The sequence below is a fragment of the Streptomyces sp. NPDC056224 genome, from assembly GCF_042267665.1.
Classification (GTDB): domain Bacteria; phylum Actinomycetota; class Actinomycetes; order Streptomycetales; family Streptomycetaceae; genus Streptomyces.
This window is the reverse complement of sequence record NZ_JBHJTK010000061.1, coordinates 20,036-35,604: the sequence shown is the minus strand read 5'-3', so window position 1 is coordinate 35,604 and position 15,569 is coordinate 20,036. Positions and strand designations below refer to the sequence as shown.

Genomic DNA, 15,569 nt, shown 5'->3' with positions numbered 1-15,569 from the left:
CCCAAATCCCCGCCCCGGGGGGGTGGCCCCCCCCCGGGCCCCGGGGGCGGGGCCCGGGGGGGGGGGGCGGGGGGCGCCGTCCGTTGCGCACGCACGTCACGCTAGCCTCGGCCACCGACATCGGCTGGGAGGAGCGCTTTCATGAACGCACAGGTTCGGCAGGACCGTCCGGGAGACGCGGGGAGTCCGGAACGGGCCTACGACGTCGTGCTCTTCGGCGCGACCGGGTTCGTGGGAGCGCTGACCGCCGAGTACCTCGCCGCGCACGCGCCCGCCGGCTGCCGGTGGGCCCTCGCGGGCCGGGACCTCGCGAAGCTGGAGCGGCTGCGCGACCGGCTCGCCGTGATCGATCCGGCCTGCGCGGGACTCCCCCTGCTGCGGGCGGACGCGGCGGACACCGGGGCGGTGCGCGAACTGGCCGCGTCCACAAGGGTGCTGGCCACCACCGTGGGCCCGTACGTCTGGTACGGCGCGGAACTGGTCGCCGCCTGCGCGGAGGCGGGTACGGACTACGTGGACCTCACCGGGGAACCGGAGTTCGTGGACCGGATGTACGTCGAGCACGACGCGCGGGCCCGGGAGACCGGGGCGCGGCTCGTGCACGCCTGCGGATTCGACTCGATCCCGGCCGACCTCGGGGCGTACTTCACGGTCGGCCGGCTGCCCGAGGGCGTCCCGCTGACGGTCGACGGGTTCGTGCGGTCCAACGCGCTGTTCTCGGGCGGGACCCTGGCCTCCGCGCTGACCGCCCTGAGCCGCGGCCCGCAGACCCTGGCGGCCTCGCACGCCCGTCGGCTGCACGAGCCCCGGCTGCTGGGCCGCCGGGCACGGGGGCCGGTGGGGCCGCCGCGGTTCAGCCGGGAGACCGGCACCTGGGCGCTGCCGCTGCCCACGCTGGACCCGGCGATCGTGGCCCGGTCGGCCGCCGCCCTCGAGCGGTACGGCCCGGACTTCCGCTACCGGCACTACGCGTCGGTCAAGCACCTGCCGGTCGCGGTGGGCGGGACGGCGGCGCTGGGCGCGACGGTGGCCCTGGCCCAGGTCCCGCCCGTCCGGCGGTGGCTGATGAACCGCTGGGAGCCGGGGCAGGGGCCCGACGCGGAGCGGCGGGCGCGCAGCTGGTTCACGGTGCGGTTCGTGGGCGAGGGCGGCGGCCGGCGGGTGCTCACCGAGGTGTCGGGCGGCGACCCGGGGTACGGCGAGACGGCGAAGATGCTGGCGGAGTCGGCGCTCTGCCTGGCCTACGACGCCCTGCCGAAGGCGGCGGGACAGCTGACGACGGCCGTGGCGATGGGCGACGCCCTGATCACCCGCCTGCAGAAGGCCGGGATCACCTTCCGGGTGGCGGACGCCCGCTGACGGATCGGCGGGTCACCGCGTGGCCCGTCACCTCTTCGCCGCCGAGACCACCCGGCACCCCGGCCCCGGCACCCCGTCACCCCGTCGCCTCGCGCAGGGCACGGCGGCACAGGGAGTCGGCGTGCCGGGTGGTCTCGGGGATCCGGAAGCGGGGGCTGAGGGCGAGGACGTGGGCACTGGCGTTGTCCAGCGAGACGCGGTGCCCGACGGAGACGTAGACCGGCTTGATGCCGTCCTGTGTCCGCAGCGCCCGGCCGACCTCGGCACCGTCGGCGGCGACCAGCGGGGTGAAGTCGCCGCGCCGGGCACCCGGCTCCTCGTAGGTGAAGGTGAACGGGTTCTTGGCGACCCCGATGGCCGGGAGCCCGGTGACCACGCCGAGGTGGCAGGCGAGGCCGAAGCCGCGGGGGTGGGCGAGCCCGTAGCCGTCGCAGACGACGAGGTCGGGCGCGGCGGCCAGGGAATCGAGCGCGGCCAGTACGGTCGGCAGCTCGCGGAAGGCGAGCAGCCCGGGCACGTAGGGGAAGCTCACGTGCCCGACGGCGGTGGCCTCCTCGACGACCTCCAGGGTGGCGGCGTCGAGCACCACGGCCGCGGCGGCGACGAGGTCGCGCTCGTCGTCGTAGGCGACGTCCACTCCCGCGACCAGCCCGCGGCCGGGCGGCGGGCCGGTCTGGTCGAGCACGACCTGGTGGCGTAGTTCGTCCTGTATCGCCCGGGCCTCGGCCTCGTCGGCGGGGGTCTTCGTACTCGTCATGATGGAGCGAGAGTAGCCTGGCGATCATGTTCGTCATGGAGCTCACCTACATCGCGCCCATCGAAGCCGTCGAAGACGAGATGGACGCCCATGTCGCCTGGCTGGACGGCCACTACGCCGCGGGCGTCTTCCTCGCGTCGGGCCGGAAGGTTCCGCGCGACGGCGGCGTGATCCTGGCCGCCGGGGTCTCCCGGGCGGAGATCGAGAAGATCGCTTCCGAGGACCCGTTCGCGCTGGCGGGCGTCTGCGCCTACCGCATCACGGAGTTCATCGCGACGAAGACGTCGGCGGACCTCGCGGCGGTACGCGAGAACCCGGTGGCGTGAGGCCCCGGTCTCCGAAGCCGAAGCCGAAACCGAAACCGTGGCCCGCCCGTTCGACAAGGGAGATCCATGTCCGCCCCCCTGCGCCCGCGGCTCGCGGCCCCCGGCGACATACCCGAGCTGATCCGGCTGCGCGCCGTCGCCCTCGCGTCCCTGGGAGTGGACCCGGGGCCGGCCGACACCGCCTGGCGGCAGACCGCGGAGAACTGGTTCGCGGAGCGCGTCGGCGAGCGCCCCGGCATGCGCTGCCTGGTCGTCGGCGGCGCCCCCGGTGAGCCACTGCTGGCCACCGGAATGGCCTGGGTGACGTACCACCTGCCGGGTCCGCGCCGGACCGACGGCCGGCGCGGTTACCTCGACGGCATCGTCACCGACGGGCCCGCCCGGGGGCGCGGCCACGGACGGGCGGTCGTCGAGGGACTGGTCGGCTGGCTGGAGAGCATCGGCATCGGCTACGTCCAGTTGCACGCCAGCGCGGACGGCGAACCGGTCTACCGGGCGGCGGGCTTCCTCCCCGGCCGCTACCCGGGCATGGACCGGTTCACCGCGGCCGGCCGGTCCGACTGATCAGCGGCGCTCCAGCCGCGCCACCCGCCCCTTCTCCCCCGACGCCCAGCAGCCGGTGTCGGCGGCGCAGTCGACCGTGTCGAAGGACCCGGCGTCCAGCGGCCGCCAGCTGTGGCCCCCGTCGACCGTCACATCGGTGCCCGTCGGACCCACCGCCAGCGCCGTGCCGCCGCTGTACGGGTACCAGGCCGCGCCGGAGCGGTAGGCCGGCGGCGGGGCCGCCGCCTGCCGCCAGGTGCGTCCCCCGTCCGAGGAGACGGCCGCGGCCTGCGGGGAGGCCTGCCCGGCGCGGTAGTCCCCGCCGACCGCGAGCCCCCTCGTACGGTCCCGGAAGGCGAGGGCGAAGACGCCCCGCGCCGGGTCGCCCGCCGGGACGGTGGACTCGGCGGCGCGCCAGGTCAGGCCGCGGTCCGCGGAGTGCAGCACCCGCGCGGTCGCCCCGCCGCCCGTGGCCAGCCAGACGTCACGCGGGCCGGCACTGACCAGGCACTGGCCGCTCGCCGCGAAGCCGGCCTCGCCCGGCAGCGCCGCCGGCATGCCCTCGCCCGGCAGCAACCGCCAGCTCCGCCCGCCGTCGTCGGTCGACAGGATGCGCAGCCGCCCGTCCACCGGGTCGCTCATCGCCAGCCCGTGCCGGGAGTCGAAGAAGGTGAGGCAGTCGTAGAAGGCACGCGGGTCGGGGTTGCGGAAGGTCTCGGTCCAGGTGGCGCCGCCGTCCTCGGTGCGCAGCACCCTGGAGGCCCCGCCCTCCCCGATCGACAGGGCGACCGCGCGCCGCGCGTCGAAGGCCTCGATGTCGCGCAGCTCCAGGCCTTCCGCGACCGCGCCCGGCGGCGAGACGTCGCCCCAGGTACGGCCGCCGTCCACCGTGCGCAGGACGGTCCCCTTGGAGCCGGCCACCCAGGCCGTGGTGCGGCTGACCGCCGACAGCCCCCGGAAGCGGACCTCCTTCCCGGTGTCCTTCAACGCCCATCGCGCGCCGTGCAGTTCCGCGTTCGCCTCGGCTTCCGCCGGCTCCGCGCCCGCGGCTGCCCGATCCGGTGCCAGGGCGGACGCCTGGGCGGGCGCCGCCGACAGCCCCACCGCCAAAACCGCCGCGCACATGCCAACTCCCAGAAGTCTCATGGCGCCGGAAGCTAACGCACGCCCGTTTCGCCGTCCAGGGTGCGTCCCGGCCCGCACCTCTCTAGCCTTGGGCCCATGCCCTCCGAAGAGCCCAAGGCCTACGACGGCAAGCTCCTCACCGTCACCTACGAGACGGGGCGGTGCCTGCACGCGGCCGAGTGCGTGCGCGGGCTGCCCGAGGTGTTCGACTCGGGCAGCCGCCCCTGGGTCCAGCCGGACGGCGCCGCTCCCGAGCGGGTCGCCGAGGTGATCCGGCGCTGCCCCTCGGGGGCGCTCCAGTACCGGCTCGCGGACGGCCCGCCCGAGGAACCGGACCGGCCGACCACCGTCGTGCGCGACCCCGCCGGCCGGCTCGTGCTGCGCGGCGACCTGCGCGTGACGACGCCGGACGGAATCGTCCGCAGGGAGACCCGGGCCATGCTTTGCGCCTGTGGAGTGAGCGGTAACCAGCCCTTCTGCGACCTCTCCGGAACGTGCCACTCCGACTGATCTTCCCCTCGTCACGCCTCCCCGACGGTCACTCTGTGCGATCACACAGGCAGGTTCCGGCCAATCGGTGACACAGCTCACGTCACCTTCCATGCACGGATTTGCCGATTCCGGCGTCTATCGGGTTGTCGGCGCCCATCCCACGGCCCGGCAGCAGATCCGCCGCAAGGGAGTGAGCCTTGATCACTGTCATCGAGCAGGCCGTACAGGCCCGTCTGGTCGCCACCGCGCCGAAGGTCGAGACCGTTCCCGTCACCCTCTGCTACGACCGGGCGGACCCGTTCGCGGTGCGCATGGCCTTCCCGGCCCCGGCCACGCTGGAGGGGGTCGAGGTCTCCTGGACCTTCGCGCGCGAGCTGCTGGAGTCCGGGCTGGACCGCCCGTCGGGCTGCGGCGACGTGCGCGTGCGCCCGTACGACGCCGACCGGACCACGATCGAGTTCCACGCGCCGGAGGGCGTGGCGATCGTGCTGATGGTGACGGCGGAGCTGCACCGGTTCCTGGAGCGGGCCTCGGCCGTGGTCGCGCCCGGCCTGGAGCACCTCTACCTCGACATGGACCACAGCCTGGCCGAGCTGATGCGCGACACCTGCTGAGCCGTCCGTCCGCAAATTCGTTTGCGGGCGGCTCCGGCCGCCGCGTAGCTTCGTGATCGCCCCATTGCCGCCGAAACGGAGCAGGACATTGCTCGTCTGAGGTTCGAGACAGCGACCCACCACCCGCGCGTCGACTGTCTCCCCGCGTTGCATTCACCACTCACGCAACCTGGAGGCCTCCATGAGTCACGCCCCTGCCCATCTCACCTGCTCCGACCTCTCCTTCGACTGGCCCGACGGGACCCCGGTGTTCGACGGGTTCCAGCTCGCCGTCGGCCCCGGCCGCACCGGCCTGATCGGGCTCAACGGCTGTGGGAAGTCCACCCTGCTGAAGCTCATCGCCGGTGAACTGACCCCTTCCGAAGGTCAGTTGTCCGTCGCGGGCAGCGTCGGGTACCTCCCCCAGAACATCACCCTCGACACCGCGCTGCGCGTGGACGAGACCCTGGGCATCCGGACCGTCCGGACCGCCCTGCACGCCATCGAGGCGGGCGAGGCCACGGAGGCGAACTTCGATGCCGTCGGCGACGACTGGGACGTCGAGGAGCGGGCGCTGGCCACGCTCGACCAGCTCGGTCTCACCCGGATCGGCCTGGACCGCACCGTCGGCGAACTCTCCGGCGGCGAATGCGTACTGCTGCGGCTGGCCGCCCTGCTGCTCGCGCGCCCCGACGTGCTGCTGCTGGACGAGCCCACCAACAACCTGGACCTGCGGGCCCGGGGGCGGCTGTACGCGGCGGTCGAGTCGTGGACCGGGGTGATGGTCCTGGTCAGCCACGACCGGGAGCTGCTGGAGCGGGTCGACCAGATCGCCGATCTGCGCGACGGCGAAGTCCGATGGTACGGAGGGAACTTCACCGACTACGAGCAGATGCTCGCCGCCGAGCAGGACGCGGCCGAGCGGATGGTCCGGGTCGCGGAGGCCGACGTACAGCGCCAGAAACGCGAACTTGCCGACGCGCAGGTCAAATTGGCGCGACGCAAACGGTACGGCCAGAAGATGTACGACACGAAGCGCGAGCCGAAGATCGTGATGGGCGCCCGCAAGCGGGCGGCGCAGGAATCGGCGGGCAAGCACCGCATCATGCACACCGAGAAGCTGACCCAGGCCAAGGAGCGGCTGGACCAGGCGGTGGAGGCGGTGCGCGACGACGACGCGATCCGGATCAAGCTGCCCGCCACCCAGGTCCCGCCGGGCCGGAGCGTACTGACCCTGAGCGATCTGCGCCTGGCCCACGGTGCGGCCGTACCGGGCGAGTGGGAGCTGCGCGGTCCGGAGCGGATCGCGCTGGTCGGCCGCAACGGCTCGGGCAAGACCACGCTGCTGCGCACCGTCGCGGGACTGCTGGCGCCGGAGTCCGGCACGGCGGTCACCCATGTGACCACCCGGTTCCTGCCGCAGCGGCTGGACGTGCTCGACGACAGCCGTTCGGTCGTGGAGAACGTGGCGCGGTTCGCCCCGCAGGCCACGAACAACCTGATCCGGGCGCGGCTGGCGCACTTCCTGTTCCGGGGCGCCCGGGCGGACCGGCCGGCCGGCACCCTGTCCGGCGGCGAGCGTTTCCGCGCGACGCTGGCGGCGCTGCTGCTGGCGGAGCCCGCTCCGCAGCTGCTCATGCTGGACGAGCCGACGAACAATCTGGACCTGGCGAGCGTGCGGCAGTTGACCGACGCACTGGAGTCGTACGAGGGAGCGCTCGTGGTGGCCAGCCACGACGTGCCGTTCCTGGAGTCGATCGGCATCACCCGGTGGCTGCTGCTGGACGGCGAGCTGCGGCCGACCACGGCCGAGGAGGTCCGGGAGGAGCTGTGGCTCTGACGGGGAGCTGAGGCCCGGGTTTCGCCGCCCCCCTCTGGCGTCTGAACCTGTCCGCGGGCTTTGCCGAGTAGGTCAGCCTGGTGTTCGTGAGGCTTGAGTCTCCGGTAAGGGGAGACGTGAGGGTGGGGGCATGAACGGCGAGACGCTCTATTCGATCGGTGATCTGGCTCGGCGTACGGGTCTGACGGTGAAGGCCATCCGGTTCTACGCAGACACCGGGATCGTGCCACCAACCGACCGCACCCCGGCCGGATACCGCCAGTACGGTGCTGATGCCATCGCGCGCATCGAACTCGTACGTACCCTGCGCGAGCTGGGAATCGACCTGGCCACGATCCGCAAGGTCATGGACCGGGAGGTCTCGCTGACGGACGTCGCGGTGACGCATGCCGAGGCACTGGACGTGCAGATCCGCGTCCTGCGGCAGCGCCGCGCTGTGCTGACGGCGGTGGCGCGCCGCGGCTCGACTCCCCAGGAGATGGACCTCATGCACAAACTGGCATGTCTGTCGGAAGCCGAACGGCAGTGTCTGATCGACGACTTCCTCGGTGCCGTGTTCGACGGCCTGCGTGATCACCCCGCGTTCGCGGCGGTCACCCGCTCGCTGACACCCGAACTGCCCGATGACCCCGCACCCGAGCAGATCGAGGCGTGGGTGGAGCTGGCCGAGCTGGTCCAGGACCACGATTTCCGCTCCACGTTGCACGGCATGGCCCAGGATCTGGCGACCGACCGGGCCCCGGACGATGCCGCGGGCCTGCCCCGGGTCCTCGCCGAAGCGGTCCGGGCCCAGGTGATGCCAGCTCTCGAGGCCGGTGTCGAGCCGGACTCGGCCGAAGCGGAGCCGATCGTGACCGTACTCGCGGCCTACTACGCACGCGTCCTCGGCTGCCCGGCCTCGCACGATCCCCGTACGCTTTACCGGCGCCTTGCAGCCCGGCTGGAGCAGATGAACGACCCTCGCCGGGACCAGTACCTGTCCTTGCTGGCCGTCATCAACAACTGGCCGGCACCCGGAAGCCTGGCGCCCGTGCTCACCTGGTCCACCACGGCACTCCGTACCCGAATACCGCAGCGGTGAGCCGAGCACGCACCACGCCCGTCGCCACAGGATCAGGCCACCCGGCCCCGAATCGGTTCTTTGCCGAGTACCGGACATTGATGCGCGTGCCCGGCTTCTGGCGGCTGGCCACCATCGGCATGACGTCGAAGCTGGCCGCGAGCATGACCAGCCTGAGCATGTTGCTCCTGGTCAGCAGCGCCTGTTCGTATGGGACCGCGGGACTGGCGGTGAGCTGCTCCACTCTCGGCCAGGGGTTGACCGCTCCGTTACGTGGACGGCTCATCGACCATTATCCGGTCCGCCCGGTCCTGCTCAGCTGCCTTGCCGCCCATCTCACCGCCACCACCGCCGTGATCCTGACGGTGCGGAGCGGCGGTAACGCCACAGCGGTCTGCTCACTAGCCGCAGCCGTCGGCGCGACTGCTCCACCCGTCGCCGTCATGATGCGTTCTGTCTGGCACAGCGTCACCACCAGCACCACGCTGAACACGGCCATGGCGCTGGACGCTTCCATGATGGGTGCCGCGCTGATCGTCGGTCCGGTGCTCGCCGGCTGGCTCAGCCTGTCGTTCTCGCCTCTCCTGCCGTGTGCGGCCATCACGGCGGTGACGGTCGTCACCGTCGCACTGGTGGTGGTCAATTCCTCTGCTGCCCTCGTGCCTTCGGCCGCGGCTGGACACTGGCTGGGGCCGTTGATGTCGTCGCCGTTGCGTCGCCTGCTGGCCGCCGATGCGATTTTCGTCATGGCGGTGACGGCCATGGACGTGGTGCTTCCGGTCTACGCGCGGCAGGTGCAGGCGGCCGAACTCACCGGCTTGTATCTGGGCAGCCTTGCGGTCGGCAGCGTTGTGGGGAGTTTTACCCTGGGTATGGCCACGAAGCGGCCGCCGCGTGGGCTCGCACTTCCGGTGCTCCTCGGCCTCTTCGCCCTCGGATGTGCCGCTCTGGCCGTGGCCGCACGGCTCTCCCCGATGGCGGTCCTCACGGTGTGCCCGGTCGCCGGCCTTGTCATCGGGTCGCTCTTCGCCGTCCTGCGCACCACGGGAGGCGATCTGGCACCGCCTGGGCAGGTCACCGAAACCATGTCCTGGCTCAGCACCCTCGACATGGTCGGCGGTGCGGCAGGGGCGGCCGTGTTCGCCCACCTCGCCGATGCGAAGGGAAGCCCGACGGCGCTCGTGCTCGTCCCCGTGCTGATCATGATGGCTGCTGTGGTCAGCTGGCGGGTTCGGCCCCGGCAACGACGCTGATGTCCCTCCAGCCGTCGACGGCGTGGCCGCAGCGCGTCGAACCGCCGACGGATCTTCAGCACGCGCTCATCGTCGGGCGTGAGCCGGTGCGCGCACGCGACGGGTCCGGATGCCGCGAGGGGCGGTTTCGCACAGGCCGGACAGGCCGTGCCGGGTGAGCAGGGACCGGACGACGGAGCGGGCGGAGCCCGCGCAGTGGGCGCCGCCCGGCAGGCCCGTCGAGCAGTTCGGCTTCAGCGCCTCGGGCGGTGTCCGCCGCGACTCGTGGACCGACCTCAGGCCACGTGATCAAAGATCACCGGGTGGTCATGAGTGGCCCCACGGGGCAGCAGCACGCCGAGCGCGCGGCAGCGGCGCCTCGGCGCCGAGCGTGTCCGCGCCCTCGCCTTCCCCGACGACACACCGAGATCGCCCGGCACGAGGCCCTCCGCGCGCCGGTCTGAGCCGTCAAGGCGGGAGCCGCGGACCACCTGTCGGCGTGACTTTGGCTCGTCGATTCACACTCGAACCCGTCCCAAACTGCGCAGATAACTGGACGTAACCGGACATAGGCAGGGGTGGGGGTTGGCTGGGTCTTAATGTCGCGCTTAACCTACGACTCCGTAGGCTACGGAACCGTAGGTAATTCGCTTTGCACCCAGGAGTACCCGTGACGATCACCTCTCCCCACCTCGGCAGCTCGGAGGCGTGGACAGACGCCAAGTTGCTGTTCGCGCTGGAAGAGGTGGTCGAGAAGGAACTCAACCGCCATCTGAAGGTCACCAAGGACTGGATGCCCCACGAGTACGTCCCGTGGAGCGACGGCCGGAACTTCCCGGGCTTCTTCGAGGACGGCGAAGCCTGGGATCCGGAGCAGTCCAAGGTCACCGACATCGGCAAGATCGCGCTGGTCGTGAACCTGCTGACCGAGGACAACCTCCCCAGCTACCACCACGAGATCGCCTCGCTCTTCGGCCGCAACGGCGCCTGGGGCACCTGGGTGCACCGCTGGACGGCCGAGGAGGGCCGCCACGGCATCGTGATGCGCGACTACCTGCTGGCCTCGCGCGCCGTGGACCCGGACAAGCTGGAAGCGTTCCGGATGCAGCACATGTCGGAGGGGTTCGAGTCCGACAACCGCCACTCCATGCTCCACTCCGTGGCGTACGTCGCCTTCCAGGAGCTCGCCACCCGCATCTCGCACCGCAACACCGGCCACCAGTCCGGTGACCCGGTCTGCGACCGGATGCTGGCGCGCATCGCGCAGGACGAGAACCTGCACATGGTCTTCTACCGCAACCTGCTGGGCGCGGCCTTCGAGCTCGCCCCGGACCTCACCATGCAGGCCGTGCGGGACGTCGTGGTCAACTTCCGGATGCCCGGACACGGCATGCCCGGCTTCGAGCGGATGGCCGCGCAGATGGCGATCGGCGGGGTCTACAACCTGCGGATCCACCACGACGACGTGCTGAGCCCCGTGATCCGCTTCCTGAAGATCATGGACATCGACGGTCTGGGCCCCGAGGGCCAGCAGGCCCAGGAGGAGCTCGGCCTGTTCATGAACGGCCTGGACGCCGAGGCCCGCAAGTTCGACGAGCGCCTGGCCGCCCGGGCGGCGCGTCTGGCCGCCCGCAAGGCCTGACCGATTCCCGCCCGCTCGGGCGCGTGACGCCTATAGCCCTGGCAGAGCCCTGCTCTGCCAGGGTTTCGCGTCATCCGCAGCGCCACGGCGTTCGTGGAGCGGGAGGAGGCCATCCGCGCCGCCTTCCGCCGGGCGGCGGGCACGCATGACTGGCCACGCCGCCCTCGGCTTCGACCCGGCTCCCGGAAATCCGGCGGAGGTCCTGGCCCTGACCAGGAAATCCTCCGCGTCGGCGGCCTCCCTTGGCGAGGCCTCGCGCGCCATGAAGGCGCTGGTCTCGCACGGCCCGGACTGGCAGGGCGAGGCCGCGACCGCCTGGCGCGCCGCCCTCTCGCAGGACCTCCCCCGCTGCCCGGGCTCTGCCCGCACCTCCCTCGCCGAGGCCGCGAAGCACCTCACGGGGTGGCACGAGACCCCGGTGGCCCACCGTGCCCTGGCGGCCCGCCGTGCCCTGGCGGGAGGAGTGCGGCGGTGAGGGGTTCGAGCTCGCCCTGCGGGTGGGGCCGGTGCGGCGCGGCGGCGAGGGTGCGCGGACCTGATCAGCGGCGGCGCGAGCGCAGGGCGAGGCGCTCGGACTCGGAGAGGCCGCCCCAGACGCCGAAGCGTTCGTCATTGGCCAGGGCGTACTCCAGGCACGCCGCCCGCCCCTCGCACGCCCCGCACAGCCGCTTCGCGTCGCGCAGCGAAGATCCGGGCTCGGGGAAGAAGAAGCCCGGGCCCGTCTGGGCGCACAGGGCGAGGTCGTACCAAGCAGTTGCAGTGGTGGTGGTGTTCATCGACATGCCGGTGATACTGACCGCCGCCGATGGACGTCCGATCAACGGGCGATCAACACCCCGTCATGACCCCGCCGGCGGAACGCTGGCTATGACCGCGAATCGCGCCCCGAAGGGATCCGCCAGCTTGGCGAAACGGCCGACTCCCTCCATGAACACCGGGGTGAGGCGGACCTTCCCCCCCGACTCCTCCGCCTTCGCCGCCGTCGCGTCGCAGTCGGCGACCTCGAAGTACGGCGTCCAGTAGGGCCGTCCCGCGTCCTCCACCGGATCCGACGAGATCGGGACCAGACCGCCGAAGGAGGCCTGTTCCGTCGTACCGGCCGGCTTGGCCATCGTGTACGTACCGCCCTCGAACGGCATCTCGCCGATCTCCCAGCCGAGTACCGTGCGGTAGAACTCGGCCGCTCGGGCCACGTCGCCCGTGTACAGCTCCGTCCAGCACAGGGAGCCCACCTCCGTCACGGCGCCCAGGCCACTGTTCTTCCTCGGCTGCCACACCCCGAAGCCCACCCCCTCCGGATCGGCGAACATCGCCATCCGGCCGAAATCCAGGACGTCCATCGGGTCGAACGTCACCGAGCCGCCCGCCTTGACCACGGCCGCCGCCGTCGCGTCCGCGTCGGAGGTCTGGAAGTACACCTGCCAGGCACAAGGGCCCTGGTCCGCCGGAACGGTCATACCGCCCGCGACCGTCTTGTCGCCGAGGTGGAACATCCCGTATCCACCGACCTCCTCGCCACCCGCCTGAAAGTCCCAGCCGAACAGTCCCGCATAGAACTCGGCGGCGGCTCCGAGGTCCGGCGCACCGAAGTCGACCCAGTTCGGTGAGCCGTCCTTGTAGTCCGTGGTGAGCATGGTCCGCACCCCTTCCACTGTCCTGTCCTGTCTGTCCTGCCTCGCCCGTCCGTCTATCCGTCCGTCCGCCCCTGTCCCTCCCTTCGAGCATGGCACCCGCCACTGACAGCAGCCCGGTGCTGCTTCACAGAGTGCACGATCGTGCGTTCGGTAAGGTGGCGAGATGGCAGACGGACGCGTGGAACGCGGCAACCAGACGCGACGGACCGTTCTCGACCGGACGATGGGCATCGCCTCCGTCGACGGGCTGGAAGGACTGTCCCTGGGGAAGGTCGCCGCGGAACTCGGCCTGAGCAAGAGCGGTGTGTTCGCCCTCTTCGGTTCCAAGGAGGACCTCCAGCTCGCCACCGTCCGTGCCGCCGTGGACGTGTTCGTCGAGCAGGTCGTCCGGCCCGTGCGCGAGGACCCCGCAGGCCTCGCCAAGGTGTGGCGGGTGTGCGAGCTGTGGCTCGGCTACTCCGGGCGCCGCGTCTTCCCCGGCGGATGCTTCTTCTACGGCGTCTCCGCGGAGTTCGACGCCCGGCCCGGCCCCGTGCGCGACGAAATCGCCAAGGTGCGCTCCGACTGGACGCGTTACGTCGAGCGGACCCTGGAAGAGGCCCGGCTGGCGGGCGGATTCCGCGACGGGTTCGACCGCGCGGACGTCCCCCAGCTCGCCTTCGAGGTGATCGCTCTGATGGAGCTGGCCAACGCGCACTCCGTCCTGCACGAGGACCCGGCGGCGTACGAGCGGGCCGGCCGCGGCATCCTCGGCCGGCTGCGGGCAGTGGCGGCCGCTCCGGAGGAACTCCCGGACCGGCCGCCCGCCTTCATCAACTCCCCTTCTTGACCCCGGCCGTCGGCGAGGTCGCGAACTCGACGGCGGCTGCGATGACTTCCGGGTCGCACAGGATGCGCCGGTGGCCCAGGCCGCTCGTCTCGATCAGCCGGGCCTGGGAACCGTAGGCGGCGGCGATCGCGCGGGACTGCGCGGGGGCGGCCACGTCGTCGTCCGCGTCGTGGACGAGGAGGATCGGGGCCGACAGGTCCGCTTGCCGCCGGGCGGCGTCGAGGCGCTGCCATATGTCGGGTTCGCCGGGGAACAGCCGGCCTTCCACGTGGCCGCGCAGCGCCGCCCGGACCGCCTCGCCCAGACGCAGCCGGGTGCGGAACCCGTCCAGGAGGTGGTCGAAGTCGGCGACACCTCCGATGGCGACGATGCGGTCGGCCCGGACGCCGTCGCGCAGCGTGAGGAAGGTGGCGAGCACGCCGAAGGAGTGGGCCACGACCGCCGAGAAGTCCCCGTGCTCCGCGTGCAGTCGCCGGATGACGGCCCGGTAGTCGAGGATCGTGGAGGCCCGGCCGCCGGACTCGCCGTGGCCCGGGGTGTCGAAGGCGATCACCGTACGGCCCTGGGCGCGGAGGGCCTCGACGATGCCGGCGAACCGCGAGGCGCGCGAGAACCAGCCGCGCGCGACCAGGATGGGCCGGCCACCGCCGTCACCGCCGTTGCCGCCGTCACCACCATCGTGATCACCGCCGCCCCAGCGGTACGTGGTGACGGGTATGCCCCGTACGAACACGCGGCCGGTCTCCGCCCGCGCACGATCGTTCGTGTAGTTTTCATCCCTGATCGCGCCCCTGATGGCGTGGACCTACGCTTGTGCCCACCGCTTTCCTTGATCCTCGTACGCCAGGAACAACAGGAGGCATGCCGTGAGGCCGACGTACATACGGCTCCGCCGGGCCTGCGTGGCCACCGCCGCCGCAGGTCTGCTCATCGCCCCGGCCGTCGCGGGCTCCGCCTACGGAGCGCCCGCCCAGGGCCGGTCCGTCCCCGCCGTCCCCGCCGCCCCCTCCCCCACCCCGGACGGCGACACGGAATTCCCCCAGCTCACCCCGGCCGTCGCTGCGCGACTGGACGCCGCCATCCGGCGGGTCCTGCGCGAGACCGGCGTGCCGGGCGTGACCGTGGGTCTGTGGGCCCCCGGCAAGGGGAGCTACGTGAGGAACTTCGGGGTCGCGAACAAGGCGACCGGCGCTCCGATGCAGACCGACTTCCAGATCCGCATCGGCAGTGAGACGAAGACGTTCACGGTGACCGCCCTCCTCCAGCTCGTCGACCAGGGCAAGATCGGTCTGGACGACCCCATCGGCAAGTACATCAGCGGCGTTCCGAACGGGGACCGCATCACTCTGCGCCAACTGGCCGGCATGCGCAGCGGGCTGTTCAACTACACCGAGGACGAGGGCTTCATCAAGGCGTTCGAAGCCGACCCCAAGAAGCCCTTCACGCCCCAGCAGCTGCTCGGCTACTCCTTCACGCACCCCGTCCAGTTCGCACCGGGCGAGAAGTGGGAGTACTCCAACACCAACCTGATCCTGCTCGGCCTGGTGATCGAGAAGATCACCGGTCGGCCGCTCCGCGAGGTCATCGAACGGAACGTCCTGGAGCCGGCCGGTCTGCGCCACACGCTCTTCCCCGTCGGGGCCGAGTTCCCCGCACCGCACGCGCAGGGCTACACCGACCAGTCGGCCTCGGGCAGGATCGTGAACGCGACCGACTGGGACCCGTCCTGGGCCTGGGCCGCGGGAGCGATCATCTCCGACCAGCAGGACCTGCGCAGCTGGGCGCGCACCCTGGCCACCGGCACGCTGCTCACGCCCGCGACCCAGGCCGAGCGGCTGAAGACCACCTCGATCGGCATTCCCGGCGCCGGTTACGGGCTGGGCATCTTCAACATCCAGGGCTGGATCGGCCACAACGGCTCACTGCCCGGGTACGAGACGCTGACCGTCTATCTGCCTGAGGACCGGGCGACCATGGTGGTCCTCCTCAACACCGACGTCGAGTACCGGGGCCAGGAGCCCAGCACCCTCTTCGGCGAGGCGATCACCAGCATCGTGACCCCCGACCACGTGTACCCCGGCCACAAGCCGACCGCCCCGAAGCCCAGCTGAGGACCCGGCCTGCGGATGCCGTCCAG

General features: G+C 71.8%; 17 protein-coding genes. 12 read left to right on the top strand and 5 right to left on the bottom strand.

What is annotated here, in order from left to right; translation table 11 throughout:
- Window positions 1-141 precede the first annotated feature (141 nt).
- Entirely contained in the window at window positions 142-1,359 is a 1,218-nt protein-coding gene (locus ACFCZ1_RS35685) for a saccharopine dehydrogenase family protein (RefSeq protein ID WP_376682450.1), read from the top strand.
- Window positions 1,360-1,435: 76 nt separating this feature from the next.
- On the opposite strand, the gene ACFCZ1_RS35680 is transcribed toward ACFCZ1_RS35685, so the two are convergent.
- Window positions 1,436-2,116 (bottom strand): endonuclease V, encoded by a 681-nt coding sequence (locus ACFCZ1_RS35680; protein WP_376682449.1) that lies wholly within the window; start codon window positions 2,114-2,116, stop codon window positions 1,436-1,438.
- 26 nt (window positions 2,117-2,142) lie between these two features.
- Here ACFCZ1_RS35680 and ACFCZ1_RS35675 point away from each other — a divergent pair, with 26 nt between their 5' ends.
- Both ACFCZ1_RS35675 and ACFCZ1_RS35670 read left to right on the top strand, forming a co-directional pair.
- Window positions 2,143-2,442, top strand: coding sequence for a YciI family protein (locus ACFCZ1_RS35675; protein WP_376682448.1), 300 nt, complete (start codon window positions 2,143-2,145; stop codon window positions 2,440-2,442).
- Window positions 2,443-2,508: 66 nt separating this feature from the next.
- Entirely contained in the window at window positions 2,509-3,006 is a 498-nt protein-coding gene (locus ACFCZ1_RS35670) for a GNAT family N-acetyltransferase (RefSeq protein WP_376682447.1), read from the top strand.
- Here ACFCZ1_RS35670 and ACFCZ1_RS35665 read toward each other — a convergent pair whose 3' ends face one another.
- On the bottom strand, window positions 3,007-4,110 hold the full coding sequence (locus ACFCZ1_RS35665) for a WD40/YVTN/BNR-like repeat-containing protein (protein ID WP_376682452.1): 1,104 nt from the start codon (window positions 4,108-4,110) through the stop codon (window positions 3,007-3,009).
- A gap of 96 nt (window positions 4,111-4,206) precedes the next feature.
- On the opposite strand from ACFCZ1_RS35665, the gene ACFCZ1_RS35660 reads away from it, so the two are divergent.
- The 7 genes from ACFCZ1_RS35660 (at window position 4,207) to ACFCZ1_RS35630 (ending at window position 11,444) form a co-directional block, all read left to right on the top strand.
- Window positions 4,207-4,620 carry a (4Fe-4S)-binding protein gene (locus ACFCZ1_RS35660; RefSeq protein WP_376682446.1) on the top strand — a complete coding sequence of 138 codons (414 nt, stop codon included), beginning with the start codon at window positions 4,207-4,209 and terminating at the stop codon, window positions 4,618-4,620.
- Window positions 4,621-4,799: 179 nt separating this feature from the next.
- Window positions 4,800-5,216: an SsgA family sporulation/cell division regulator gene (locus ACFCZ1_RS35655; protein WP_376682445.1), complete on the top strand. Its 417-nt coding sequence runs from the start codon at window positions 4,800-4,802 to the stop codon at window positions 5,214-5,216.
- Window positions 5,217-5,397: 181 nt separating this feature from the next.
- Window positions 5,398-7,035: an ABC-F family ATP-binding cassette domain-containing protein gene (locus tag ACFCZ1_RS35650; RefSeq protein WP_376682444.1), complete on the top strand. Its 1,638-nt coding sequence runs from the start codon at window positions 5,398-5,400 to the stop codon at window positions 7,033-7,035.
- 130 nt (window positions 7,036-7,165) lie between these two features.
- The gene (locus ACFCZ1_RS35645; protein ID WP_376682443.1) at window positions 7,166-8,116 is read left to right on the top strand and encodes a MerR family transcriptional regulator; all 951 of its coding nucleotides are present in this window, start codon (window positions 7,166-7,168) and stop codon (window positions 8,114-8,116) included.
- The gene (locus tag ACFCZ1_RS35640; RefSeq protein WP_376682442.1) at window positions 8,113-9,348 is read left to right on the top strand and encodes an MFS transporter; all 1,236 of its coding nucleotides are present in this window, start codon (window positions 8,113-8,115) and stop codon (window positions 9,346-9,348) included. The genes ACFCZ1_RS35645 and ACFCZ1_RS35640 overlap by 4 nt, the downstream gene beginning before the upstream one ends.
- Window positions 9,349-9,997: 649 nt before the next feature.
- Window positions 9,998-10,969, top strand: coding sequence for an acyl-ACP desaturase (locus ACFCZ1_RS35635; RefSeq protein ID WP_376682441.1), 972 nt, complete (start codon window positions 9,998-10,000; stop codon window positions 10,967-10,969).
- 145 nt (window positions 10,970-11,114) lie between these two features.
- A complete protein-coding gene (locus ACFCZ1_RS35630) occupies window positions 11,115-11,444 on the top strand; it encodes a hypothetical protein (protein ID WP_376682440.1) in 330 nt (109 codons plus the stop codon).
- A 64-nt stretch (window positions 11,445-11,508) separates the two neighbouring features.
- On the opposite strand, the gene ACFCZ1_RS35625 is transcribed toward ACFCZ1_RS35630, so the two are convergent.
- Together ACFCZ1_RS35625 and ACFCZ1_RS35620 are read right to left on the bottom strand one after the other, a co-directional pair.
- Entirely contained in the window at window positions 11,509-11,751 is a 243-nt protein-coding gene (locus tag ACFCZ1_RS35625; protein WP_376682439.1) for a WhiB family transcriptional regulator, read from the bottom strand.
- A gap of 57 nt (window positions 11,752-11,808) precedes the next feature.
- Entirely contained in the window at window positions 11,809-12,603 is a 795-nt protein-coding gene (locus ACFCZ1_RS35620; RefSeq protein WP_376682438.1) for a VOC family protein, read from the bottom strand.
- Window positions 12,604-12,766: 163 nt separating this feature from the next.
- On the opposite strand from ACFCZ1_RS35620, the gene ACFCZ1_RS35615 reads away from it, so the two are divergent.
- Window positions 12,767-13,432: a TetR/AcrR family transcriptional regulator gene (locus ACFCZ1_RS35615; RefSeq protein WP_376682437.1), complete on the top strand. Its 666-nt coding sequence runs from the start codon at window positions 12,767-12,769 to the stop codon at window positions 13,430-13,432.
- Here the strand turns inward: ACFCZ1_RS35615 and ACFCZ1_RS35610 are convergent.
- On the bottom strand, window positions 13,416-14,165 hold the full coding sequence (locus tag ACFCZ1_RS35610; RefSeq protein ID WP_376682436.1) for an alpha/beta fold hydrolase: 750 nt from the start codon (window positions 14,163-14,165) through the stop codon (window positions 13,416-13,418). The two genes, ACFCZ1_RS35615 and ACFCZ1_RS35610, sit on opposite strands and share 17 nt — an antisense overlap.
- A 133-nt stretch (window positions 14,166-14,298) precedes the next feature.
- Here ACFCZ1_RS35610 and ACFCZ1_RS35605 point away from each other — a divergent pair, with 133 nt between their 5' ends.
- Window positions 14,299-15,543, top strand: coding sequence for a serine hydrolase domain-containing protein (locus ACFCZ1_RS35605; protein WP_376682435.1), 1,245 nt, complete (start codon window positions 14,299-14,301; stop codon window positions 15,541-15,543).
- The last annotated feature ends 26 nt before the right edge of the window (window positions 15,544-15,569 follow it).